Genomic DNA, 22654 nt, shown 5'->3' with positions numbered 1-22654 from the left:
CTGGTGAGCTATTTATGAACCGATTAACAACTTTCCTGAAGAGACACCTCGGTGATGTCGGGGTGGTTTTCTACACCTCACTACTCATTATTACCGCCTTTGTCGTCACCTCTGCCCTTCAGCCGGAAACCGTTGAAGCAATCGCCCAGAAAGTCCTCGATGCAACCGCCAAAAATGTTGGTTGGATGTACTTGATGGCAACCACCGGCTTTGTACTATTTATCTTTTTCCTGGCGTTCTCCAGGTTCGGAAACCTCCGCCTGGGCCAGGAGAACGAGTTGCCGGAGTTCTCCTTCACCAGCTGGCTGGCCATGATTTTCTCGGGGGGCATGGGCGTTGGACTGGTGTTCTGGGGCGTGGCGGAACCCATCATGCACTTGAACGTTCCGCCCCTGGGCCTTGCCGAGCCGCGCAGCGTAGAGGCGGCGCAGCTGGGCATGCGTTACTCGTTCTTTCACTGGGGTTTTCACCAATGGGCCAACTTTACCCTTGTGGGTCTGGCTATCGCTTATGTCCGTTTTCGCCACAATAGCTATGGTTTGATCAGCGAAACATTCCGCCCCCTGTTGGGAGAGCGAGTAGACCGCGGTTGGGGAAAAGCCATCGATATTCTGGCGGTAGTATCCACCTTGTTCGGGGTTGCAACGACTCTGGGGCTTGGCGCGCTGCAGGTCAATAGCGGCCTCTCCCGGCTGGGTGTAATGGATTACTCGACCACATCGCAGTTTATGATCCTGGGAGGGCTTGCAACGCTTTTTACCATATCGGCCATGACGCCACTCGACAAGGGCATACGCCATCTCAGTAACGCCAACCTTGTAATCGCGAGCGGCCTCCTGCTCTTCGTCCTGGTCACGGGCCCCACGGCCTTTATTTTTGGTGAGCTCACCCAAACGCTTGGCGAGTATCTCGGAAACCTCATCGAAATGAGCCTGGTAACCGCCCCCCACTCCGACGAAAAGTGGGTGGAGCAGTGGACCATGTTTTACTGGGCATGGGGGTTAAGCTGGGCGCCCTTCGTGGGGAGTTTTATCGCCCGAATATCAAGGGGAAGAACCATTCGGGAGTTCGTCATGGGGGTAATGGTCATTCCCGTCGCCTTGAGCATGCTGTGGTTCTCAACCTTTGGTGGTTCCGCCATCCATTTCGAACTGTTTGAAGGCGTCGGTATCGCCGATGCCGTGGCAGAAGAAGTTCCATCCGGTCTTTACGTACTTTTAGATCAACTGCCTTGGGGTGGGGTCGCCGCTGTTCTGGCGGTCATACTGGTCTCGATGTTTGTGGTCACCTCTGCGGACTCAGCCACCTTCGTACTGGGCATGTTCACCTCCAAGGGTGTACTAACGCCAACACGCTTTGTTCGAGTGCTCTGGGGCTGCTTGCAGCTGTTAATGGCCTCCGTGCTCTTGCTGAGCGGCGGGCTGAACGGGCTCCGCACTCTTTCCATTGTCGCCGCATTTCCTTTTATGTTGCTGATGGTCCTAATGGCTTTCTCTCTTCATAAAGACCTTGCGACAGACATTAGGCGCCGCGAAGAGAAAAACGCAATGATGCATGCCCGCATGGAGCAATGGCTGCTGAGAGAGTCTGAGCGGGAAGCGGAGCGTCAGGAAGAAGAGGAACTCCATCCAAGCGCCCCCGAGCAATGTCCGGGATTGAGCCGGACGGGACAATCGACCCCGATAGAAGAGACGTAGCTGGTGAACCAACAAGGGGCCAAGTTACCCTGGCCGACGCCCTTTCCTGGGCTTACGGTACCGGACGATGAAATGCCCATTTGAGAAAGTGCGGACTGAAAAACCACTCGTTACCAAATCCACCGCTTCATCAAGCGGGTTCCATGGCCCAAGTACAGCGCATTTTGCTACAATCCCGAGAACTTTCGTAAACCTACGATCATTTGGTATGACCTGTGCACCCAACTAATGAAACTTCACAGCAGGCAGAGGCAAAAAGACTCAACCAAAGTTGTTCCTGCGTCACTCTCGATCGGCCAGCGGTAGCTCAGGATATCGCCCATCTACTGGGTGAAGACGCCGAGGATATTTTGTCCAGCGAGGCCTGGCATCAACTTTTCTCCAACGTTGCTGTCTTTGTTCCCGACCAAGATCTGGCCAAGATGCAGGCCTTGGTTCGCGCATTGGAAGCGGCCGCTGCGCTCTCCGACTATCGAGAGAAGGTGTTGTCCTGGGCACCATCGACAGCACGGCTCGACCCCGGTCCCGCTGGTGCCTTTATGGGCTATGACTTCCATCTTGGCGACGATGGACCACGTCTAATCGAGATTAACACCAATGCCGGAGGTGCGTTTCTCAATGCGATTCTTGTCCGTGCCCAAAAACGATGCTGTGGCGGTGCGACCAATGAACTCTGGACCGAGGACTTTGACCGCGAGGTGATCCGTCAGTTCGAAAGCGAATGGCGCGCCCAGCGCGGCAGCAGACGCCTGGAGACAATCGCGATCGTCGATGATCAGCCAGAGGAACAGTACCTCTATCCGGAATTCAGGCTCGCTCAGAGGTTGCTGCAGAGGGGCGGAATCGAGACCCACATTCTGTCCCCCAAAGATTTTCAGCTTAATAACGGAGTGCTGTACGGCAACGGCAAACGAATCGATCTGGTTTACAATCGGTTGGTGGACTTCGGACTCGAAGCCCCCGATCACGCCACCTTACGCGCGGCCTGGTCGGAGGGAGGCGCTGTTATAACCCCCAACCCCCACATTCACGCACTGTTCGCGAACAAACGCAATTTGGCTGTTCTGTCAGATCAAACGACCTTGAGGGAGTGGGGCCTGAGCGCTGAGAACGCCGAATTGCTTCGCCAAAGTATTCCGCGCACCCAGTTAGTCGATGCCGCCAATGGCGAAGAACTCTGGCGGCAGCGACGGCAATTGTTTTTCAAACCTGTAGCGGGTCATGGCAGCAAAGGAGTTTACAAAGGCAGCAAACTCACAAAAAGCGCCTTTGCCCGAATTCTAGAAAGCGACTACATCGCGCAGACCTATGTGCCACCTTCAGAACGCCTGGTGATGGTCGATGACGAGAGGGAAATGCTCAAGGTCGACGTACGTCTATATACCTATCGCGGCGAGCTGCTGTTGGCGGCGGCGCGCTTGTATCGGGGCCAGACCACCAATTTTCGCACCCCAGGTGGTGGCTTTGCACCAGTTCTCCTCAAGCAAACCTAGCGGGAGACATTTCCGCCCGCCAAGAAGTACCGGGCCGGCAGCGGCCTCCGCGCGCTGACTCCAGCAAAAACGGATAGCCCTATTTTACTTACATGTCATCCATGCGCCCTATCTGCCGTACCAAGCGCTTGGTTTCATGCTCTTCCATATCCAGCAATGACTGCACCAGTTCTGTGACCTCGGGTATTTCTGCCTTTTCGATAAGCGTTCGGTAAAGACTGATGATTTGTTCGTGGAAATCGACCACTTCCGTCTCTATTGAAGTGGCATCCATTTTGGCGTAGTGATCGTCGCAATCCAGGTGGGTGGTAATAGGATTGTGCGGCATGTAATCGTACACATAAGTGCGAGCTGCCCTGGGATCAGCCTGCTGTTCAAACCCTGCCACTATTTTCTCTATTTCCGCTTCGTGCGAGGCCAGATACTCAAGCAGCAGAGAAGCGCGTTCATTTTGATGAAGCGAGGCGCAATGAGACAGGCATTTTGCCAGGCTCCCGTGCAACTTTCGGCTCCATTCAATCAGGTCAAAAATAGTTTCAACTTTCATGCTAAACCTCTTGTCTGAATTTAAAATACGTCGCTTTAAACGTCAGCGACCATGGTACTAGGAATGCCATTACGTCATCGGAATCACAAGGAAGAACTGCGCAGCCAACCCGATGATGACCGTGCCTGAAAGCGCGGTTATCGCCACCATGCTCAGCCAATATTCGGGGGCATTCGGAGCCGCCTCCCCTTGCCGGTACATGGGTACAATAATACGCAAATACACCGCCAGCGAAAGCACACTATTGACAATCCCCACCACCGCCAGCCACGTGAATTGGGCATCTATGGCAGCCGCAAAAATCAGGAACTTGCCCACGAAACCAGCAAGTGGCGGAATGCCGACCAACGACAGCAGAAATAGCACCATTGCGATCCCCATTAATGGCCTGTTGCGCCCCAGGCCATTGAAATCGGTCAAGGTGCGTCCGACCATGGCAACAATGGCGAAGGCACCCAGGTTCATGGCCGCGTAGGCGGCGGCGAATAGAATGATCGATGGCAAGGCAAGCGAGCTTGAGCCCACGGCCAAAATGCCCAGCAGGAAGTAACCGGACTGCGCAATTGATGAGTAAGCCAACAGCCGAACGACATTATCCTGCGCCAATGCGGCGAGGTAGCCGTACGTCATACTCAGTACCGCCAGCCCCGCAATAACTGCGGTCCAACCGCTCTCCAAGGGCAGGTCTCGAAGCACTTGGGTTAGCGCGAACAGAGCGCCGACTTTGGGCACCACAGACAGGTAGGCGGCTATCGATAAGGGCCCGCCTTGATAAGCGTCTGGCACCCAGAAATGAAACGGAACCAATGACGCCTTATAGCCGAGGCCGACAATCGCCGTCACCAGGCCGAGGATGGCGGCTAGCGGCATGGCGTCGGCGCGCGCGAGATCAGAGAGCAGCGTGGAGCCAGCGGCGCCGAACCAGTAACTCAAGCCAAAGACCATCACCGCGCCGGTAACCGAGCCGAATACAAAGTATTTCATGGCGGCTTCGGTGGCCGGGTCATCGTCCGGGTAGGCCACCAGCGCGAAGCTGGCTAGGCTGGTCAACAAGACGCCCAGCACTAGAAACATCATATCGCCGCTTCCGGCCAGAACGAGTGCACCAAAAGTGGCAAAGCACAGCAAACTGTAGACCGTGCCCTCACGAACGGTGCCTCGCACATCCACGCGCGCCAGCAACAGGGAAAGCACGGTGGCGGGCAACAGGATAAGTTTGGCCCAAATACTGAGCGTGTCGATTCGGAAGCTGCCCCCGAACACGGCGGCGTCGGTGCCCAGCATACTCAAGGTCAAGCCCGTGGCGATGAACAGGCCCACGATGGCAACCGCCAAGGCAACGCGCGGCCAGCGCAGCATTTCCGCAATCAGTGCACCGACCGCCGTTAACAGAACGGCTATTTCCGGAATTAATAACGCAAGGTCATGACCCATTACAGCACCAACGCCGAGGTCGTCCGATGAATGATGTCCAGCACCCAGGACGGCGCCACCCCGGTAACTAGGGTAAGCACCAGCAGTGGCGCCACGGCGAGCAGTTCCCGCACGCTCAGGTCGGGCATGCTATGCCAGCGTTGCTGGGGCTCGCCAAGGAAGGTTTCGCGGATTGCCTTGAGAAAAGTGCCGGCAATGATCGCGATGCCCAGTATCGCGACAACAGCGGCGGGCACAGTGCCCAGAGTGCTGAGAAATATCTGGAACTCGGCCGGAAAGTGCGCCAGACCAGGCAGTCCAAGGGACGCGAAGGCTGCCAGCATAAATGACCAGCCCAGCAGCGGAACCGTTTTAAGTAGGCCACCGAATTCACCCATTTCCCGAGTATGCGCACGCTCCTGAATCATGCCCACCAGGAAGAACAATGCACCGGTCACCAGGCCGTGACTGAACATCTGCAGGACGGCGCCATCGAGGGCGGTGGCACGCACTGAGGGGTTTAGGGTCAGTGCGGCCACGGCGACGCCGATGATCACATAGCCCATGTGGTTGATCGAGGTATAGGCCACCAGGCGCTTGAGATCGGTCTGCGCCAGAGCGGCGAAGGCGCCATAGAGCGCGCCGATGACACCGAAAACCAAAACAACGACGCCGGCTTCGCGGAACGCCTCCGGAGTCATTTGTAGAGCGAAGCGAACCAGCCCATAGGTTCCAAATTTCAGCATGATGCCGGCCAGGATGACACTGCCGATAGTCGGCGCCTGAACGTGGGCGGCAGGTAACCAAGTGTGCAGCGGTACGGCGGGGATCTTGACCGCGAAAGTAACCAGCATGGCGACCAACGCCCACATGGCCGCGGCCCCTTCAAGCGGTGGATTAGCGATCCAGGCGCGCATGTCGAAGCTGGGATCGGGACTGCCGAGGTAAAGCCCCAGGATGGCGAGCAATAACGGCAGGCTGCCCAGAAGCGTGTAGATAAAGAACATCAGAGCCGCCCGCTGCCGGTCCTCATGCCCCCAGCCGGCAATCATGAAATACATCGACACTAGGGAGACTTCGAAGAACACATAGAACAGAATTCCGTCGAGGGCGGTAAAGGTGCCGATAGCCGCAGTTTCCAGAAGTAGAACCAAAGCCACGTAGGCGCGCGGGCGCTCGCGCAGCGACGAAGCATAGATGAACGCCACCAAAAACAGCATGGCACTCAGCAGCACTAAGGGCAGGCTGATACCATCCACCCCGACCCGGTAGGCGGCACCGATGGCCGGAATCCATTCGAGCTCTTCGACTTGGGAAAAGCCCGCGCCACTCACTCCCTCCAGCCACATGGCCAGCGCGCCGACCAGAGTTAAACCGGCGGTGCCAATACCAATGCTGTGTACGGTTCGCGCCGTTGGCCTCGGAAGGGCCAGAATCAGGACGGCACCGGCGAGCGGCAAAAACAGAGTAAGTGATACAACTGGTAGCATGAGTATGGCTGTCCTCTAGAAACTCAATGAAGCCGAAAGCAGTATGATCAGTGTTACGGCGGTAACCACGGCGCTGATAGCCAGACTGTGGTGAATCCAACCGCTTTGCAGGGAGCGGGCACGGTCTCCCCAGCCTCGCACGCCGGCCACCAGGGAGAAGATCAGGCCGTCGATTCGGCGCTCATCTCCTACCCGAACCAAATGCGCCACGGCCAAGCTGGCACGGCCAGTACCCAACACCACCGCATACAAACCTCGTTCCACGCGCCCGCAACCTCGAGCAATGAAGAGGCCGCCACGGCCGACACTCAGGACGGTCGCGTATAGGCCACGCTCCAGTCGCTGACAGCCGTAGGCAAGAGCCATGGCTGGCCGCCCAATCCAGAAGGTGAGCCCTCCGGCGATGACCAGCCCCGATTGTGCCCAGGGGTGGAAAGGGCCAAGCAGGCGCGGGGCCGGTACCAGCCAGCCCAGCGCCAGACCGGCCGCTGCCGCGAGAAGTCCGAACAGCATGGCAGTAGTGCCATGGGCTTCAGGACCGGGTAAACCCAACAAGGCTTCAATGGGACCGAAGGTCAGACCCAGGAAGACGGCTGGGATTACCAGGACCCATACTCCTAGCCCCATCCAGCAGGCACCGGCGACCGGACGGCTTTCGCTCTCGCCCTCCTCGCGCTCACGCCATAGCAGCCGCAGCGTGCGAGCCAGGTAGGCGCCAGTCAGCAGCGTGCCCACCAGTGCCAGAGGAGCGAGCCAGGCGACATTTGGCGCGGAGAGTGCGGCGGCGATCACCGCGTCCTTTGAGAAGAAGCCACTCAGCGGTGGAGCACCCACCAGCGCCAGCGCTGCCAATGCGAAGCCGAGGAAAGTCCAGGGCCGGACGCGCCCTACACCCCGCAAGCGCTCCAGAGCCGTGCCGCCACGCGCATGCTGAAATTCACCGGCCGCTAAAAACAGACCGCTCTTGATGGCGGCATGGGCGAGCAGATGCAGCAACGCCGCCAGCGGCACACCGGCGCCGACCGCAATCAGCATCAGACCATACTGACTGGCGGTTGAGGCTGCCAGCAGGCGCTTGAGGTCACGTTCAGCCAGCGCAATCAGGCCCGCCGCCACGGTAGTAATACCGCCCACCAGCCCAATAGCGTGCAAAACGTTCGGCGCCAGCAGCGGCGCTACGCGGATCAGTAAAATGGCGCCAGCTGCCACCAATGTCGCCGAATGCAACAACGCCGACACCGGTGTTGGCCCCGCCATGGCGCGCATAAGCCAATCCTGCAAGGGGACCTGGGCGGACTTGCCCATGGCGGCCAGCAGCAACAAAAGCCCGGCCGCCACGGCGGTGCCTCCGTCGACATTCAGGGTGGCGGCGATCTGGCTGGTGCCTGCCGCCCCGATGAGGATAAATATAGCGATGTACAGACCAAGGTCGGCGCTGCGGGTGTAGAGAAAGGCACGGCTCGCGGCGTTCGCCGCTTCGGGTCGCTGAAACCAGAAACCGATCAGCAGGTAACTGCACAACCCGATCAGCTCCCAGGCGACGAGCACCAGAATCCAGTCGCCGGCCAGCACCAGGGCCTGCATGGCGGCAACAAACAGGGACATGAGGGCAAAAAATCGGGGTAAACCGGACTCCCGCTTCATATAGCCCACCGAATAAATCAGTACGCAAGTCGCCACGGCGGCCACCACCACACTGAACAGCGCGGCTAACGGCTCGGCGGTCAACCGCAAGGGCAGCTCCGGTAAGCCCGGTAACAGCAGGGTTGCGGAGTCACCACTTGCGATCGCCCTCAAAAGCTTAAGGCTTGCCGCCAGGCTAAGTGCGACCCCGGCCAACGCCAAAATAGCCGCTCCCCGGCGCAGCAGCAGAATGGCAGCGGCCGCAAGCAAAGGGAACACTATGGGAAAGACCAGGTCACTCATCCTTTCAGGTCTCCTGCCTCTTCCATCTCGACCGAGCCCTTGGCCCGGAAGCGTGCAATTGCGACGCCGAAACCGACGGCCATCTCCACTGCCATAACCGTCATCACCACCAGCACAAACATCTGTCCGGCGTAGACCTCCGGATGCAGAAAGCGCCAAAAGGCCACCAGGTTCACCAGCGCGCCCGCCAGAATCAGCTCCACGCCCATCATTATCATGACCAGATTAGTCTGCGAGAGCGCGCCATAGATACCGACACCAAAGAGAATGGCGCCGGTCAGAAGTGCCAGGATCAGTACCGGAGTCATTTTGAAGCCTCCTGCTCTTTATCACCGTTTCCCTTGTCGAGCTTTCCTGTGTCGACGCCGGGCTGGCGCACCGGAATCGCTACTGCCGTAGCCGCGATCATTGCGGTCAGGATGGTGATGGCGGCGGTCTCGAAAACCAGCATAGAGCGACCCAACATTTCAAAACCGAGTTCCCGCGTTTGCATTGCGGCATCCGGCGCCTCGGCGACTATCGGTCCCCAATCAGAGAACAGCGCTACCGAGATGGCGGTGGCGGCGGCAATGGCTCCGGCGCCAATCGAAAAGCGCTTCTGGTGGCTCATATCCATCCCGCCAAGCCCACCGGGGTCCATCATGAACATCACCATGAAGATGGCCATGATGCTCATTTCGGTGGCCATCATCATAATCTGCAGCACGCCCAGGAATTCGGCCTGCATGGCCAGAAACATGCAGCCCACGGCGGCCTGCGAAAACAGCAGCGCCAATGCAGAACGCACCATAGACGCAGTACGGAACACCGCCACACCGAAACCAATGGCTGCCAGCCCGAATACGCCGACAAAAAAAGCCTGAACAACCATTAAGGCACCACCAGGATGAGCAATCCGACTATCAAGATATTGAGCAATGCCAGAGGGATCCCGAGCTTCCAGCACCAGCCCAGCAGATCCGCCTCGCGAATACGAGGTAAATAAAAGCCGACCAACAACATCGATACGGCTACCGCCAGAGTCTTGATCAGGCTCCAGGCCCAGGGCGGCAAAAGCGGCCCCTGCCAGCCACCGAGAAAAAACACCGTGGTCGCGGCAGACAGGGTGATTACCATCACCAACCGTGCCAGCCGCAACACTGCCAGGCGCACGCCGGTGTATTCGGCGTCGACCCCGCCGGCCAACTCACCGGGTGCGGTAGGCAGGTCGAAGGGTGAGCGGAACGCCAACGCGATAGCGGCGATGAAAAACAACACAAAGCCCAGCGGTTGGTAAACGATGTTCCATAAACCGGCCTGAGACTCGACGATGGCACTGTTTAGCAGGGACTCAGCGCGCATGGCGGTCGCCGTAATGGGCATGACGATAAGCATGGAGTAGGCGATAAGCTGGCCGAGAAAGCGCCAGCCACCGACCATCGCGTAGGCGCCATTCGGGCCCCAACCCGCCATAATCAGCGATACCAACACATAGGCAAGCACCGCGTTAAGAAACAAGGCGCCGGTGGCCAGATCAGCGATGACCAGATCCGGCGCCAGCGGAAGCACGGCAGCACCGAGCACCGCTACCACCAGCAACAACACTGGCGCGGTCTCGAAAAACAACCGGTCGGGTTTGCGCGCCAGGATGGACTCCCGGCCCAGGTGCGACAGGCCCGCCAGCAGCGGCGCAACCGGTCGCAGGCGGCCGGTCGTTAGCCAGGCCTCAATCACAGCCAGTAACCAAGCGCCAACCAGCAAGGTGAGCAACACTAAGGCGACAGTCATGAGGTCACCTCCCAGGGCGAGAGATCCAGTGACCCGACCGCCACCAGGGCATCGCCCAGCTCCTGGCCCTCGACCAAATCGGCGACCAAGCCGATATGTTGGCTGCAGGCGCTATCCAGCTCGACCGATACCACCTGCCCTCGCTCCTGCGTTAGTCGCAATGTGGCGCGGCCACGCGGCGTTTCCACGGTCGCCTCTCCCGTTCCGGAAGGGTTGTCGATGGCGCGCAGCTTGGGGAGCTCAGGGTCTCCGGCCACCTCCACGAGGTCGAGACTGGTCATGATCTCAACATGCCGCTGCCGGAGACGCGCCCAGGCGTCCCCGGCGCTCTCAGCGCGCATTTCGAAACCCAGCTCGCGATACATTGCATCCGCCTGGCGGGCGTCTTCGGTTCGGCCGGAGGCGCGGGCCACCGGGCCTCGTAGATCCTGGGAGCCGTGGGGCAAAGCTCCGATGCCTTTCAAGCGCGCTTTGAGGAGGGGCGTATGCTCAAGCCGTGCAATGAGCGACTGCAGCGCCGGTCGCAGGGCGACAAGCTGCTCCCGGTCGGCGCGCTGGGTTTCCAATTGCAAAGCCGCCGCACGACGCGTTAACCAGACAAAGCTGAGCTGGCGCCCCAACTGAGCCAGCCAGCCCAGGTGGCTGGCGATGCGCTCGCGCTCAAGAGCGGCCGCCCGGCCCCGCTCGACGGCCGGATCTGGCTCCAGACCGGCCGCCTGCTCGATAGCGCGACAGGCCAAGAGGCGATAACTTACCGGTGCCAACGGCATAGCCGCCGCCAGGCGCTCGATGAAGGTTTCGACCGCCACCTCTTCAGATGACGTGTTCATAGCTACCAGAGATGTTGCTTGGCCCTCGGTCACCCCATCGCCGTCGAGCGTCAAGGTTAGCTTCAATCCGCCCGGCAAACCGGGAAAGCAGGGGCCGAAGGGCACCTCAAGCCAGTCCATTGCCAAACCATCGGCACTGCGGGGCAGGTCTTTGGTAACCTCGACCATGGACATGAATCCGGAACTGTCGTGGTCGTGGTCAGAATGATCATGCCCGTCATGGTCGTGCCCGGAATGGTCATGGTGGTGCTCGTGATCGTGCTCCGGCACCCCTTCCCTCACACCCTCGTCTTCTTCGGGCTTATGCGGCTCTAGATCCATGCCGCATTTGGGGCAGCTGCCCGGCTCGTTCTGTCTTATTTCCGGATGCATAGGGCAGATATATTCAGTACCGGATTGTTCTTGAGCCGTGCTCTGTTGGTGACCATGATCCTCATGCTCATGGCAATGAGCATGCTCGTGATCGTCGTCGCCCTGATGCTGTTCGTGGTCATGAGCGCGTTTATGGTTCTGGTGATGTTCGTGGTCGTGATGGTGCTCATGACTCTGCCCATGATCATTGTGGTGAGCATGGTGATGATCGTGTTCCTCGCTCTCATGCTCGTGGTCATGGTCATGTTCGTGGCCGTGGTGCTCGTGCTCGTGGTCGTGGTCGTGGTCGTGCTCCCCGGCATCCGAGTCGCCGCCGGCTTCGCGCGCCACCAGGTCCATACCGCATTTGGGGCAGCTGCCTGGTTCGTCCTCCACCACTTCCGGGTGCATGGGGCAGACGTACTCAGTTTTGGCTTGCAGGATTGATGAGTCAAAATCGTCAGGCGAGGCGGCGAAGGCGTCTTCAGCCAGCAACCGCTGCAGCCGAGTGGCCGCCTCCATCAGTTCGGTTTGTGAGAGATCCGCAGAAACGTCAGCTTGAGGTAAAGACGAAGGTGCTGACCCACCGAGCACTAGAATAGCTCGCGGCCTAGGCATCTGGGCGTAGAGCACTGCTGTGGCCTCATCCAACTTCTGAGATAGCTCACCGACAATCAGAAGCACAGTGGCATCGCGCGGCGTGGCGGCGATGCGCATGTCTGCGGCCGCCAGGTCCAGCCCATGCGCCAGGGCCACTTCCGGCCCAGGGACTACCAGGCAGCTCAAATTGCGCGCCAGAGCCTGCCCAACCCACCTTCGCAGGATAGATGGACGCCCTTTGCGTGCGCCGGCAAGTGTCGTTGCGGCCTCAGACATCACTGCCGCCTCAGAGCGCCCTGGCTCCATCCGTAAAGCAGCCCGAGAAAGAGAATCGCAAGAAACACGCCCATATCAAGTAAAGCAACCAGCCCTACCTCCTTGAACACAACCGCCCAAGGGTACATATAGGCCATCTCCATATCGAACGCCAAAAACAACAATGCATAACCGTAATAGCGCGCGTGATAGCGGCCCCAAACCGGATCCCGCGACAGCACCCCCGCGCTTGCCGGAACATCCTTGCCTGGCTCCTGCCGTGTGGCGCCCAAACTACGAGCTAAGCCATACAAGCTTAACACCGCACCCAGGATACCCAGTGCTAAACCCAGCAGTATTAGGTATTGTTGTGTAGCGCTCATAACGTTTAACTTCCCATCCTACTCTGGTTCAGGTTCGTGAGATTTAAATTTGGCATTGCAAAAGGACTTTGGAACCCCTTGCAATGAATGCCTCGACGAAGATCAGTTTAAAGTCTAGACACCCTCCCCGGAAGCGCAAATTTTCCCCCTAGCTGGGGACTCATGTACAAGAAACATCAATAGGAATTTTTGCGATCGGTTTCGTCCAGCGAAGCATCTGCGAGCTGAGGCCATTGACGCCAGCCAGGCAGAAACATGGGAACCCGCTGCATATAGGCGCGATAGTCATCACCAAAATGGTCAAGCATTTGCTTTTCTTCGCGTTTGGCAAGCCAGGTGTAAACAAGAACAATGACGGGGAACAGTCCAACCGAAAATAGCGTTGGCCAATGCACTACGCCCTCGCCGAATAGCGCAAGAAACAAGCCGGTATACTGAGGATGGCGAACGTAGGCATATAGGCCGTTGAGAACCAAGCGATCTTCATGGCGCGCCCGATACACTTGGCGCCACCCCTGAATGAACAGCCCAATGCCGATAAACACCAAGGTGTAGCCGGCCACCATCGCGACCATCATCCCGGTTTCCCCGAGGCCGACCAGCGTAGACCAGAGGTTGGAGCTTACATACTCACTGTCGAGCCCGAAGAAACGCACCAGCACGTAAATGGTAAGCGGAAAACCGTACATCTCGGCGTATAAGGCAATAATAAAGGCCTGGACGACGCCCGCCCCCGCCCACTCTCGCCAGCTTTTTGGGGCGAAGTAGCGATAGAAAAACCAGGATATCAAAACAATGAAAATAATTGCTAAGCCCCATGTCCCGGCATGGCTAGCTGAGTCACTCATAACTCTTCCCCTAAAGTAAGTCCTGCGCGCCAGCGCGTAAGCAATAGTTTTGTGGATGCGAAAATCACCCCAGTCGACAAAACTTTTTTGATTCAACATTGAACCGGGCACTTTTGTCCCGCAGGCTGACAAATATCTTCACGGCTTGAATCATCAATCCACAGCATCGCGAGGACACCTAAAGCCCCAGCGACCACTAACATACCGGCGACGCTGAGCGAATTGCCCGTTTGCTGAATCAACCAAGTCGCCGCCATTGGCGTAGCACCACCAATGACTCCTACCCCGAGGTTGTAGCTGATGGAATACCCCGTAAGGCGATCGACAGGAGGGAATAGCTCCACGAAGATTGCGGGGGCGGAGCCCAGAGGAATAGCTAACATCGCGATAAACAAAACTTGTCCGAGGGTAGCCGCGACTAAAGATCCCGCCTGCATCAACTCAAACAAGGGCCAGGCTGCCAAGGCCACTAAACCAAAAGAAAGGGTAATCCAGTGGGTCCTGAGCAAGTATCGATCTCCTATTAACGCGGATAGATATACAAGCGGCGCAGCTACGAGTAGCGCCAGCGAGTTAATCTGCATGGCGCGATCAAGACCGAAAGAAGCGTGCTCGTTTAACCAGTTGGGCAAATAAACCATGGGAATGTAAAAAAACACACCGTAGGCCGATGCAAACAGAATGGCTTGAGCCATTTGCTTACCATTGCGAGTAAACGCAAGCTTGAGGGGGGATCTCGGCTCCGCCTGATCTGAATAACTTTTAAACTCGGGAGATTTTGGTAACTTACGACGCAGATACATCGCTATACCACCTAAAAAACCGCCGAGAAGAAATGGAATTCTCCAGGCCCACTCGAGGACAACCTCCTTCGGGAAAACGGTAGTCACCAACGCAGCAAGTCCGGCACCTAAAAGCATTCCACTAATGGCACCTTGGTTCGCCCAGCTACCGGCTCGGCCTCTATGATCAGGGTCGGCGGTTTCAACCAGGTAGGTTACCGAGGAGGAAAACTCACCGCCCACAGACAAGCCCTGAACCAACCGAATGATCACCAACAGTATCGGCGCCCAAATTCCAATAACGGCATAGGAAGGCAGAAGGCCTAAAAACAGGGTCGGCAGAAACATTAACGCCACGGAAAGCAGCATTGTTTTACTGCGGCCAATGGTATCACCAAGCCAGCCAAACACGAATGAGCCAAGCGGGCGCATCACAAAACCAGCTGCGAAAACTCCGTAAGTTGCCAGAAGAGAAGCGACTTCATTGTCACTTGGAAAAAACAACTGGGAAAGAATACTGGCCATAAAGCCATAAAGGGCGAAATCGTACCATTCAATAACATTGCCCACATAGCCGGCAATTACAGCATTCTTGCGATTTTGCAAACCCGGAACCTCCTCCTCTTAAAATAATGATCACTTTTTACACAGGTTTTCTAGACCTTAGTCACTAGATTTTTTGCTAGGCCAATCCGCAAACGCCAAGAAATAAAGAAAGACGAGATTGACGAGCGGAATCAAAATCAAAACTCCCAAAATGCCCGGATAACCCGCACGCTGGCAAATGCGCCAGACCGGTATCACAACAATAACGGCAACAAACAGCATCCATAGCCAGTGCCCTGCGCCCATTGCGCCGCCAAACATATGGTTCTCCATCATGCTTTTGCTCCTCTGGTCGATTTCAGAATGTTAGTGATGATGAGCATGCGAGTGCTCGCCAGTCGGCGGCTCGATTCCTGAGGACTTTTTGAGGAAAATCTGCTCACCAACCGCAATAACAATCATCGCAACAACGGCCACCCCGATCACGAAGGGGTCAGTATTCAGCTTGACCCAGACAAAGCCTCCTAGCACGAGCAAGTCGAGGACAATTGCCGTAACGGGAATCCAGGCTTTGGCATTAAGCTCTTCACGCAAATAGCGGAGCACGCCCCAGTGAATGGCAATATCCATTATCAAGTAAAACACAATTCCCAGTGCTGCAATTCGAGACAGATCAAAAAATGCAGTAAGAAATAAGCCAAGCACTACAGTGTAGACCAGAGTGTGCTTTTGGATACTTCCGGGCATGCCAAAGTGACTGTGAGGTACCAGTTTCATTTCTGTCAGCATAGCGAGCATGCGCGAGACCGCAAAAATGCTTGCCAAAATGCCACCAGCGGTTGCCATCATGGCAATAGCCACCGTAGCCCAGACACCGTATTCCCCCAGTGCCGGCCGCGCCGCCGCCGCAAGAGAATAGTTTTGAGTTCTGATAATTTCGGCCAGCGAAAGATTACTCGCAACGGCAAAGCCGACCAATGTGTAGATCACCACGCAAGATACGATGGAAATCACAATGGCACGACCAACATTGCGCTTTGGGTCTTTCACCTCCGAGCCGCTGTTGGTAATGGTGGTGAAGCCTTTAAAAGCCAGTATCCCCAAAGCTGTTGCGCCTAGAAAGTTGCCAAAGGTTCCAGCCTCTCCCGGGTTTGAGAAGTCAACTGAGATGCTGTCCGCAACCCAGATTCCCACCAGCCCGAAAATGAGGATGCCGATAATCTTCAGAATTCCGACAAAAGAAGCCACACCTTGGATCAGACGATTACTTGAAAGATTGATGACAAAAGCTGCGAGGATAAGCAATACACCGAGAACAGGCACCATTATTCCGCCTTCGCCACTACCAAAAAGCTGCATAGTGTAGGCGCCGAAGGTACGCGCTAGAAAACTCTGCGCGATTACCATAGAAAAATACATCAGCAAGGCATTAAAGGCCGTGGGCAAGCGATTGCCGTAAGCCTTATGCAGGTACATGCCGATTCCACCTGCGGATGGCCAGGTGTTGGAAATTTTGATGTAGGAGTAGGCACTGAAGCCAACGACCACGGCAGCGGCCAGAAACGCCAGCGGAAATAGAACGCCGGTCATCTGCGCCATTTGCCCGGTTAACGCAAAGATGCCGGCGCCAATCATGACGCCGGTACCCAGCATTACCGTGCCCGGTAGTGTCAGGCTGCCTTCTTGGTAATGCGTCGTTCTGTCATCTTTCTTAGCCATGATTCCTCCGGCTTATTGTTTTTTCAACATATCGAATTAGAACCACATGCGAACGCCGACCACGACGCCGGTTTCAGACTCATCGCCACCGTCGGCTCGAATCTGGTCAGCTTTGTCTCCTAGAGACCGGCTCCAGTAAGCGCCAATATAGGGCGCGAATTCTCTGGCCAGCTCATAGCGATAGCGCAACCCTACACGAACATCATTGAAGCCGCTGGGCCGACCATAGTCTTCGGCGTCGGTCAGTGCGGCCGCAATCTCCAAACGCGGTTGGAGATACGATACTTGTGACAGGCGCAGGTCGTATTCGGCTTCAACACTCGCGGCTATATCTCCATCTTCATTGATCGTAATGGAGTTGTCCATTTCAAACCGATAGGGGGCTACGCCAAACAAACTGATCACAAAGTAGTTTTCCCGATTTGCGCCCGAGGCCAGCGAACCGCGGGTACCAATGCCGCCCTGCAGCTCCCAGAAGGGCGTAATCAAACGACTGGCCAACACCTCCGCGCTCTCCAGCTCGGTGGGCTCGCCGTCGTCTTTTTGGTTTTCGCCTTCGCTTTTAAAATAAATTCGGTTTCGGTCTCCGCCGTACCAGGCCAACATATCCCAGACGATCAAGCTTTCGTCATTGTCGGTGCGGGTGACTTCCAGCCGGTCAAACAGTACTTGACCCGTTCGGTAGGGTTTGACCGGTTCCGGCCAGTCGTCTTCAGCATGGCCCGCAAACACCGGGGCACTCACGCTAGCCAGCACGAGAGGCATAATGAATTTCAGATTTTTCATAACTCCTCCTTAGCTGACGTTGACTACGCGGAACATGCCCGCCTTCATGTGATACAGCAGATGGCAGTGAAAGGCCCAACTGCCGGGTGCGTCGGCGCTGATTTGCAACGAAACCACCTCACTGGGTTTGAGGCTGATGGTGTGCTTACGAGGGCGAGGGTACTGACCGTTTTCAAGCTCCATCCACATGCCATGCAAATGGATGGGGTGATCCATCATAGTGTCGTTCACCAGGATCAAGCGTAGACGCTCGCCGTGATGAAACTCCACCGGTCCATCGACTTCGGTGAATTTCACACCGTCAAAGGACCACATGTATTTTTCCATATTGCCGGTGAGGTGGAGCTCAATATCGCGCTCAGGCTCCCGTTCGTCCGGCCAAGGATGAGCACCGATCAAATCACCGTAAACCAGAACTCGGCGCTCGACATCCTCGAGGCCAACGCCGGGCTCGTTCAGGCGGCTGACCGGATTGCGGGCAATCATCGCCGCAGCGGGGCCATGGCCGCCCGGCGCGTGCTCTATGCCGAGATCCGGCGCTGAAGGCCGTTGTGGAGATTCAGCCATATGCCCGCCGTGATCACCGTGCATGTCGTGGTGCTCACCCATGGAGGCGTCATCGCCCTGGTTGGACGACATATCCATGCCATTCATGTCGTGGCTCATGCCCATAGCTGCCATGCCCCGCTCCGGCACCGGCCGTAACTCGGGCACTTGCGCTTCCTGCCCTACTTCAGTCGCGAGCGTGCCCCGCACATAGCCGCTTCGATCCATAGTTTCTGCGAACAGCGTATAGGGGCGGTCGCATTTTGGCGTCACGACCACATCGTAGGTTTCCGCCACACCGATGCGGAATTCATCCACTGTTACCGGCTTGACCGGCTGGCCATCGGCTGAAACCACCGTCATTTCAAGGCCCGGAATGCGAAAATCAAAAAACGACATGGCCGAGCCGTTGATGACTCTCAGGCGCACCCTTTCCCCCGGCTTGTACAGCGCCGTCCAGTTAGCTCCGTTGTCGCGGCCATTCATCAGATAGGTATAGGCCGAGCCGTTCACATCCAGCAAATCCCGGGAGCTCATGCGCATTTGATTCCACATCGAGCGCTGCTCCCAGGTTTTCGCGAGCCCCTGGCGGCGAATATCGGCAAGCGTGTCACCCAAGGTTCGCTGCTGGTAGTTGTAATAACCCTCCGCCACCGTCAGGTTGCGGAACACCTCGTGAGGGTCTTCAAAAGTCCAGTCACTCAGGACGACTACATGCTCGCGATCCGCGCCTATATCGCCATCCGCCGGGTCGATTACCAGTGGCCCCAGGTGACCGAGTTGCTCCTGCAGCCCCGAGTGGCTGTGATACCAGTAGGTTCCGTTTTGCTGAACATCGTATTCGTAATGAAAGGTTTGTCCCGGCTTGATACCGGGAAAACTCACGCCAGGCACGCCATCCATATTTTCAGGCAGAATGATGCCGTGCCAATGGATCGAGGTGTCATCAGCAAGCGAGTTGGTGACGTTGAGGCGAGCTTTCTGTCCTTCTTTCAGCCTGATCAGCGGCCCGGGCATGCTGCCGTTAATGGTGATCGGCCTGCCGATCTTTCCACCAATATTCATCTGCTCCCGGCGAATATGCAGATCGACCGCAGAGTCAGCGTTGACAGCATCGCCATAGCTTCGTCCCAGAGGAGACGCCCAGGTCGGCGCCATCCTGGCCATAGCGAGGCCCGATGCCACCCCGATCGCCGATTTGATAAAGCGTCGACGGCTCGCCTCTATCGGTTTTCCCATCATGCAACCTCCTGACTCTTATAAACTCTCGCAAAATGGATCTGACTCCAGGGCCCACCACCAGGCGGTAGCCCAAGCTAATGATGAGGAGCTTCAGCGGAACCCCGAGCGGTCAAGACTTGATACTGCTCGGGGGACAGCTCGGGAAGGCGTCTCAAGAAAGCCACCATGCTCCAGATTCGCTCGTCATCATGGTTTGGACCCCAGGCCGGCATGCCGGAGGCTTTGATGCCGTGTTTGATGACCCAAAACCTATGTTGGGCCCGCGACTCAAGATCCTCTTCCCCTTGATGCGGTTGCGTCAGATTTGGTGGCGCGGGATTGAGGCCCAAGGTGAAATCACTCTCGTCCTTGCCCGGTTTGAGATGGCAGCCGGCACACATGTCATTGTAATCAGCGCCCCCGGCCAGCAGGCGCTCGGACCTGTCCAGATCCGCGGGCACTTCAATCCCGCTTGACGCCCGGTCAACCGAGCGTTCGCGCAGTGTTTCCAGCGCCCAATAAGTCAGTGGCGTATGGTGATCGTCCGCGCCGACGGGATACAGACCCGAGTAGATGAACGCTAAAGCCGCCGCTATGGCAATGACGAGCGCAGCGATTAGGCATTTGATGCAAGGCAGAAACCTAGGGGCCGTCATGTGCTCTCCTTTAAGCTTTAGTGGTCGTGTTGGGACTTACGAGTTGCGTCATCATCGGACTCGGAGTGCCTGTGCTCGGACTCCTTTGAGTCGGCATCCTTCTTATCCATGTGCTGCTTGCACTTCTTCATCATGGCCTGCATGACCGGGTCATCCATGTCCATCTCGGCGTGGTCCATGTCTTTCATTTCTGAGCATTTCGGCTTTTCGGCCTCTTCCATATGCTCCGAAGGTTCATGCGCCTGCACGGCTAGGACCAAAATAAGCGCTGGCAAGACGGCCAACCAACGTAAAGTTTTGTATGTCATGGGGTAACTCCTCAATTGGAACGAAAGTGAACAGCCATTGCTGTTTTCTACAAACAAGACTCAGGGTGACAAACAGGCCCTGTCCGCCAGATGACTCAAACATTACATTTTTGTAATGTTTGTGTAACCTTGTCGTTGGGCACCGTCAGCTACACTCGCGCGATGCGGATCAAAGATGCGAATCAAAAGAGGTGCTTCATGCGACTGCTGGTGGTAGAAGACGAAGTGAAAACAGGTGACTATCTCCGTCAGGGCTTAACCGAAGCCGGCTTTATGGTCGAGCTGGCGCGCAACGGGCTCGACGGCCACCACTTGGCGATGACGGAGTCATTCGAGCTGATCGTTCTGGACGTCATGCTGCCAGATGTGGACGGATGGCGCATCGTGCAGTCATTGCGCGAAGCTGGCCGCCAGACGCCGGTGCTGTTTCTCACCGCCCGCGACGCGGTAGATGATCGTGTTAAGGGCCTGGAGCTGGGAGCGGACGATTACCTCGTAAAACCGTTTGCCTTTACGGAACTTCTGGCCCGAATACGCACCTTGCTGCGCCGGCCGTCCACACCGACCCTATCGGAACAGCTGGAAATCGCCGACCTGTCCCTTGATCTACCAAAACACCGCGTTACCCGCGCCGGAAAGAGGATCAATCTCAGCCACAAAGAATTTTGCCTTCTGGAGCTTTTGGTCCGTCGGCGTGGTGAGGTGTTGCCTCGTTCGCTCATTGCTTCCCAGGTATGGGACATGAACTTCGATTCCGACACCAACGTGATCGATGTGGCCATTCGTCGGCTGAGGGCCAAAATTGACGATGATTTCGAGCCCAGACTGATTCACACAGTGCGCGGCATGGGGTACAAGCTTGACGTGGAAACCGACGATGAAGATCACTGACCGGCCACCACTGTCGCTGGCCGCCCGGGTCATGATATTTGTGGGACTGGCGATTGGGCTCAGCCTCATCTTGATCGGAAGTCTGCTCCTCAGTGCCGTTGAGCGTCACTTTGCCGAACAGGATGCCGGTGAACTAGCGGTGATGACCCAAGCCGTCGCCAAAACCTTGCTGAACGGTGGCAACGATTCCGCACAACAGAGTGATGCCCTGGCCAACGCCATATCCGGACATCACGGTGTCTTTTTCCAGGTTCGAAAGGCGCAAGGCGACATTATCTACAGCATGCCAGGAGCCAACCTGACTCAAGTAACCGACACGCTCGCCCCCACCTCCGAAATTAACGTAGAAAACGTGCAAACCTGGCAGGACGGCGATAAGACCTTCCGGGGTGTAGTCTCTGACGTTGAAGTCGGGGGCCGAAGCTACTCAATCACTACGGCGATTGACATGGGCTTCCACCTGGAGTTTCTGCGAAGCTTTCGCCGTGCTTTGTGGCTTATCATGACCCTAGCCGGTGCTATTACCCTTCTGGCCGCCTGGTATGGCATTCATCAGGCCCATGCTCCCCTGCGCAGGCTATCCGACAGGATGGGAGACATCCAGGCCGACCGACTCCATGTGCGCTTCGACCCCGCCTCGGTGCCATCGGAATTACAGGGCCTGGTAATCTCGTTCAATCACATGATCGGGCGGCTGGAAGACAGCTTTACTCGCCTATCGCATTTCTCGGCCGACATCGCACACGAATTGCGGACACCGCTCACCAATCTTATCACCCAGACCCAGGTTGGGCTGGGAAAGGCCAGAGCCTCCGAGGAGTATCGTGAGCTTCTGTACTCCAATCTGGAAGAGCAGGAACGACTGGCCAAGATGGTCAATGACATGCTGTGGCTGGCCAAAAGCGACCATGGCCTGCTCAAGCCGGTACAGACACCATTGGATTTAGCGAGAGAGGTGCATGCGCTGTTCGATTTTTTCGAGGCACTGGCGGAAGAGAAGCGTATCAGCCTGACACTGGAAGGTCAGGCACCGACGATACTGGGCGACCGCGCTATGCTGCGACAGGCAATTTCCAACCTTTTGTCCAACGCCATTCGCTACACACCGTCGGGTCAAACAGTACTGGTACGGCTGGTCCGGCTCTCGGATCGTCGCGTTTCTCTGAGTGTGCTGAACCCTGGACCGGAGATTCCCTCCGAGCATTTGCCCAACATTTTTGACCGCTTTTACCGTGCCGATCCTTCGAGGACCCGCCAAAGCGAAGGTGCGGGGCTCGGCTTGGCTATTGTAAGATCAATCGTCGAGGTTCATGGTGGTCAGGCGGAAGCGGCCTCCTCCCCAACTAGAACCACGTTTACCCTCTATTTCCCTGCTACCCAAAGCCACGCCTAACCGACGATATGAGCTACGCCGAATATAACGGATTTTGAGACGCGCGAGTCGTTCTTCGCAAAACGGACTTCGGGGGGATACACTGGGTCCACATTCATCAATGACTATAAAAAAGCGCAGGCGGTGAAGGTCGGTGGAAGAAAAAAGCGCCGACTTCCCCGACGCACTTATTGTGAACTGTAGTGGTCAACTAATACCGGACAGTG

Annotated in this window: 21 protein-coding genes; 4 read left to right on the top strand and 17 right to left on the bottom strand. The window is 56.9% G+C overall.

Features of this window, described 5'->3' with window-relative positions; translation table 11 throughout:
* The first annotated feature begins 14 nt into the window (after positions 1 to 14).
* Together A11A3_RS14740 and A11A3_RS14735 are read left to right on the top strand one after the other, a co-directional pair.
* Positions 15 to 1697: a BCCT family transporter gene (locus A11A3_RS14740; RefSeq protein ID WP_008930125.1), complete on the top strand. Its 1683-nt coding sequence runs from the start codon at positions 15 to 17 to the stop codon at positions 1695 to 1697.
* Positions 1698 to 1912: 215 nt separating this feature from the next.
* Positions 1913 to 3190: an ATP-grasp domain-containing protein gene (locus A11A3_RS14735; protein ID WP_040297265.1), complete on the top strand. Its 1278-nt coding sequence runs from the start codon at positions 1913 to 1915 to the stop codon at positions 3188 to 3190.
* Between the two features lie 88 nt (positions 3191 to 3278).
* Here A11A3_RS14735 and A11A3_RS14730 read toward each other — a convergent pair whose 3' ends face one another.
* From A11A3_RS14730 to A11A3_RS14645, 17 genes are all read right to left on the bottom strand, one after another.
* Entirely contained in the window at positions 3279 to 3737 is a 459-nt protein-coding gene (locus A11A3_RS14730) for a hypothetical protein (protein ID WP_008930123.1), read from the bottom strand.
* Between the two features lie 69 nt (positions 3738 to 3806).
* Positions 3807 to 5171 carry an NADH-quinone oxidoreductase subunit N gene (locus A11A3_RS14725; protein ID WP_008930122.1) on the bottom strand — a complete coding sequence of 455 codons (1365 nt, stop codon included), beginning with the start codon at positions 5169 to 5171 and terminating at the stop codon, positions 3807 to 3809.
* Positions 5171 to 6640 carry a complex I subunit 4 family protein gene (locus tag A11A3_RS14720; RefSeq protein ID WP_008930121.1) on the bottom strand — a complete coding sequence of 490 codons (1470 nt, stop codon included), beginning with the start codon at positions 6638 to 6640 and terminating at the stop codon, positions 5171 to 5173. The genes A11A3_RS14725 and A11A3_RS14720 overlap by 1 nt, the downstream gene beginning before the upstream one ends.
* 15 nt (positions 6641 to 6655) lie before the next feature.
* Positions 6656 to 8566 (bottom strand): NADH-quinone oxidoreductase subunit 5 family protein, encoded by a 1911-nt coding sequence (locus A11A3_RS14715; protein ID WP_008930120.1) that lies wholly within the window; start codon positions 8564 to 8566, stop codon positions 6656 to 6658.
* Complete coding sequence (gene nuoK, locus A11A3_RS14710) at positions 8563 to 8874, bottom strand: NADH-quinone oxidoreductase subunit NuoK (RefSeq protein ID WP_008930119.1); 312 nt, start codon at positions 8872 to 8874, stop codon at positions 8563 to 8565. The genes A11A3_RS14715 and nuoK overlap by 4 nt, the downstream gene beginning before the upstream one ends.
* Positions 8871 to 9437, bottom strand: coding sequence for an NADH-quinone oxidoreductase subunit J family protein (locus A11A3_RS14705; RefSeq protein WP_008930118.1), 567 nt, complete (start codon positions 9435 to 9437; stop codon positions 8871 to 8873). Before A11A3_RS14705 ends, nuoK begins: the two co-directional genes overlap by 4 nt.
* Entirely contained in the window at positions 9437 to 10333 is an 897-nt protein-coding gene (locus A11A3_RS14700; RefSeq protein ID WP_008930117.1) for a complex I subunit 1/NuoH family protein, read from the bottom strand. The genes A11A3_RS14705 and A11A3_RS14700 overlap by 1 nt, the downstream gene beginning before the upstream one ends.
* Positions 10330 to 12390: a heavy metal-binding domain-containing protein gene (locus A11A3_RS18170; RefSeq protein ID WP_202802694.1), complete on the bottom strand. Its 2061-nt coding sequence runs from the start codon at positions 12388 to 12390 to the stop codon at positions 10330 to 10332. Before A11A3_RS18170 ends, A11A3_RS14700 begins: the two co-directional genes overlap by 4 nt.
* On the bottom strand, positions 12390 to 12752 hold the full coding sequence (locus A11A3_RS14685; RefSeq protein ID WP_008930114.1) for an NADH-quinone oxidoreductase subunit A: 363 nt from the start codon (positions 12750 to 12752) through the stop codon (positions 12390 to 12392). The genes A11A3_RS18170 and A11A3_RS14685 overlap by 1 nt, the downstream gene beginning before the upstream one ends.
* Positions 12753 to 12928: 176 nt before the next feature.
* Positions 12929 to 13600, bottom strand: coding sequence for a methyltransferase family protein (locus A11A3_RS14680; protein ID WP_040297272.1), 672 nt, complete (start codon positions 13598 to 13600; stop codon positions 12929 to 12931).
* Between the two features lie 92 nt (positions 13601 to 13692).
* On the bottom strand, positions 13693 to 14988 hold the full coding sequence (locus A11A3_RS14675; RefSeq protein WP_008930112.1) for an MFS transporter: 1296 nt from the start codon (positions 14986 to 14988) through the stop codon (positions 13693 to 13695).
* 57 nt (positions 14989 to 15045) lie between these two features.
* Positions 15046 to 15264, bottom strand: coding sequence for a hypothetical protein (locus tag A11A3_RS14670; protein ID WP_008930111.1), 219 nt, complete (start codon positions 15262 to 15264; stop codon positions 15046 to 15048).
* A gap of 30 nt (positions 15265 to 15294) precedes the next feature.
* Positions 15295 to 16647, bottom strand: coding sequence for an APC family permease (locus A11A3_RS14665; RefSeq protein WP_008930110.1), 1353 nt, complete (start codon positions 16645 to 16647; stop codon positions 15295 to 15297).
* 36 nt (positions 16648 to 16683) lie between these two features.
* Positions 16684 to 17433 carry a copper resistance protein B gene (locus A11A3_RS14660; protein ID WP_008930109.1) on the bottom strand — a complete coding sequence of 250 codons (750 nt, stop codon included), beginning with the start codon at positions 17431 to 17433 and terminating at the stop codon, positions 16684 to 16686.
* Between the two features lie 9 nt (positions 17434 to 17442).
* Positions 17443 to 19218, bottom strand: a complete 1776-nt coding sequence (locus tag A11A3_RS14655) for a copper resistance system multicopper oxidase (RefSeq protein ID WP_008930108.1) — start codon at positions 19216 to 19218, stop codon at positions 17443 to 17445.
* Positions 19219 to 19295: 77 nt separating this feature from the next.
* Positions 19296 to 19856 (bottom strand): c-type cytochrome, encoded by a 561-nt coding sequence (locus tag A11A3_RS14650; RefSeq protein WP_008930107.1) that lies wholly within the window; start codon positions 19854 to 19856, stop codon positions 19296 to 19298.
* A gap of 17 nt (positions 19857 to 19873) precedes the next feature.
* The gene (locus A11A3_RS14645) at positions 19874 to 20164 is read right to left on the bottom strand and encodes a hypothetical protein (protein ID WP_008930106.1); all 291 of its coding nucleotides are present in this window, start codon (positions 20162 to 20164) and stop codon (positions 19874 to 19876) included.
* Between the two features lie 198 nt (positions 20165 to 20362).
* On the opposite strand from A11A3_RS14645, the gene A11A3_RS14640 reads away from it, so the two are divergent.
* Together A11A3_RS14640 and A11A3_RS14635 are read left to right on the top strand one after the other, a co-directional pair.
* Positions 20363 to 21055, top strand: coding sequence for a heavy metal response regulator transcription factor (locus A11A3_RS14640; RefSeq protein ID WP_008930105.1), 693 nt, complete (start codon positions 20363 to 20365; stop codon positions 21053 to 21055).
* Positions 21042 to 22448: a heavy metal sensor histidine kinase gene (locus A11A3_RS14635; RefSeq protein WP_008930104.1), complete on the top strand. Its 1407-nt coding sequence runs from the start codon at positions 21042 to 21044 to the stop codon at positions 22446 to 22448. Before A11A3_RS14640 ends, A11A3_RS14635 begins: the two co-directional genes overlap by 14 nt.
* Positions 22449 to 22654 lie beyond the last annotated feature (206 nt).

The organism is Alcanivorax hongdengensis A-11-3, assembly GCF_000300995.1.
In the GTDB taxonomy this organism is placed as follows: Bacteria; Pseudomonadota; Gammaproteobacteria; order Pseudomonadales; family Alcanivoracaceae; genus Alcanivorax; species Alcanivorax hongdengensis.
This window is presented reverse-complemented; position numbering and strand designations above follow the sequence as displayed.

Coding starts and splice junctions, on each gene's coding strand:
- A11A3_RS14665 (WP_008930110.1), bottom strand. CDS start 16,647: ATGGCTAAGAAAGATGACAGAACGACGCATTACCAAGAAGGCAGCCTG.
- A11A3_RS14725 (WP_008930122.1), bottom strand. CDS start 5,171: ATGGGTCATGACCTTGCGTTATTAATTCCGGAAATAGCCGTTCTGTTA.
- A11A3_RS14715 (WP_008930120.1), bottom strand. CDS start 8,566: ATGAGTGACCTGGTCTTTCCCATAGTGTTCCCTTTGCTTGCGGCCGCT.
- A11A3_RS14670 (WP_008930111.1), bottom strand. CDS start 15,264: ATGATGGAGAACCATATGTTTGGCGGCGCAATGGGCGCAGGGCACTGG.
- A11A3_RS14740 (WP_008930125.1), top strand. CDS start 15: ATGAACCGATTAACAACTTTCCTGAAGAGACACCTCGGTGATGTCGGG.
- A11A3_RS14680 (WP_040297272.1), bottom strand. CDS start 13,600: ATGAGTGACTCAGCTAGCCATGCCGGGACATGGGGCTTAGCAATTATT.
- A11A3_RS14705 (WP_008930118.1), bottom strand. CDS start 9,437: ATGGTTGTTCAGGCTTTTTTTGTCGGCGTATTCGGGCTGGCAGCCATT.
- A11A3_RS14685 (WP_008930114.1), bottom strand. CDS start 12,752: ATGAGCGCTACACAACAATACCTAATACTGCTGGGTTTAGCACTGGGT.
- A11A3_RS14720 (WP_008930121.1), bottom strand. CDS start 6,640: ATGCTACCAGTTGTATCACTTACTCTGTTTTTGCCGCTCGCCGGTGCC.
- A11A3_RS14645 (WP_008930106.1), bottom strand. CDS start 20,164: ATGACATACAAAACTTTACGTTGGTTGGCCGTCTTGCCAGCGCTTATT.
- A11A3_RS18170 (WP_202802694.1), bottom strand. CDS start 12,390: ATGTCTGAGGCCGCAACGACACTTGCCGGCGCACGCAAAGGGCGTCCA.
- A11A3_RS14635 (WP_008930104.1), top strand. CDS start 21,042: ATGAAGATCACTGACCGGCCACCACTGTCGCTGGCCGCCCGGGTCATG.
- A11A3_RS14655 (WP_008930108.1), bottom strand. CDS start 19,218: ATGGGAAAACCGATAGAGGCGAGCCGTCGACGCTTTATCAAATCGGCG.
- A11A3_RS14700 (WP_008930117.1), bottom strand. CDS start 10,333: ATGACTGTCGCCTTAGTGTTGCTCACCTTGCTGGTTGGCGCTTGGTTA.
- A11A3_RS14640 (WP_008930105.1), top strand. CDS start 20,363: ATGCGACTGCTGGTGGTAGAAGACGAAGTGAAAACAGGTGACTATCTC.
- A11A3_RS14660 (WP_008930109.1), bottom strand. CDS start 17,433: ATGAAAAATCTGAAATTCATTATGCCTCTCGTGCTGGCTAGCGTGAGT.
- nuoK (WP_008930119.1), bottom strand. CDS start 8,874: ATGACTCCGGTACTGATCCTGGCACTTCTGACCGGCGCCATTCTCTTT.
- A11A3_RS14650 (WP_008930107.1), bottom strand. CDS start 19,856: ATGACGGCCCCTAGGTTTCTGCCTTGCATCAAATGCCTAATCGCTGCG.
- A11A3_RS14730 (WP_008930123.1), bottom strand. CDS start 3,737: ATGAAAGTTGAAACTATTTTTGACCTGATTGAATGGAGCCGAAAGTTG.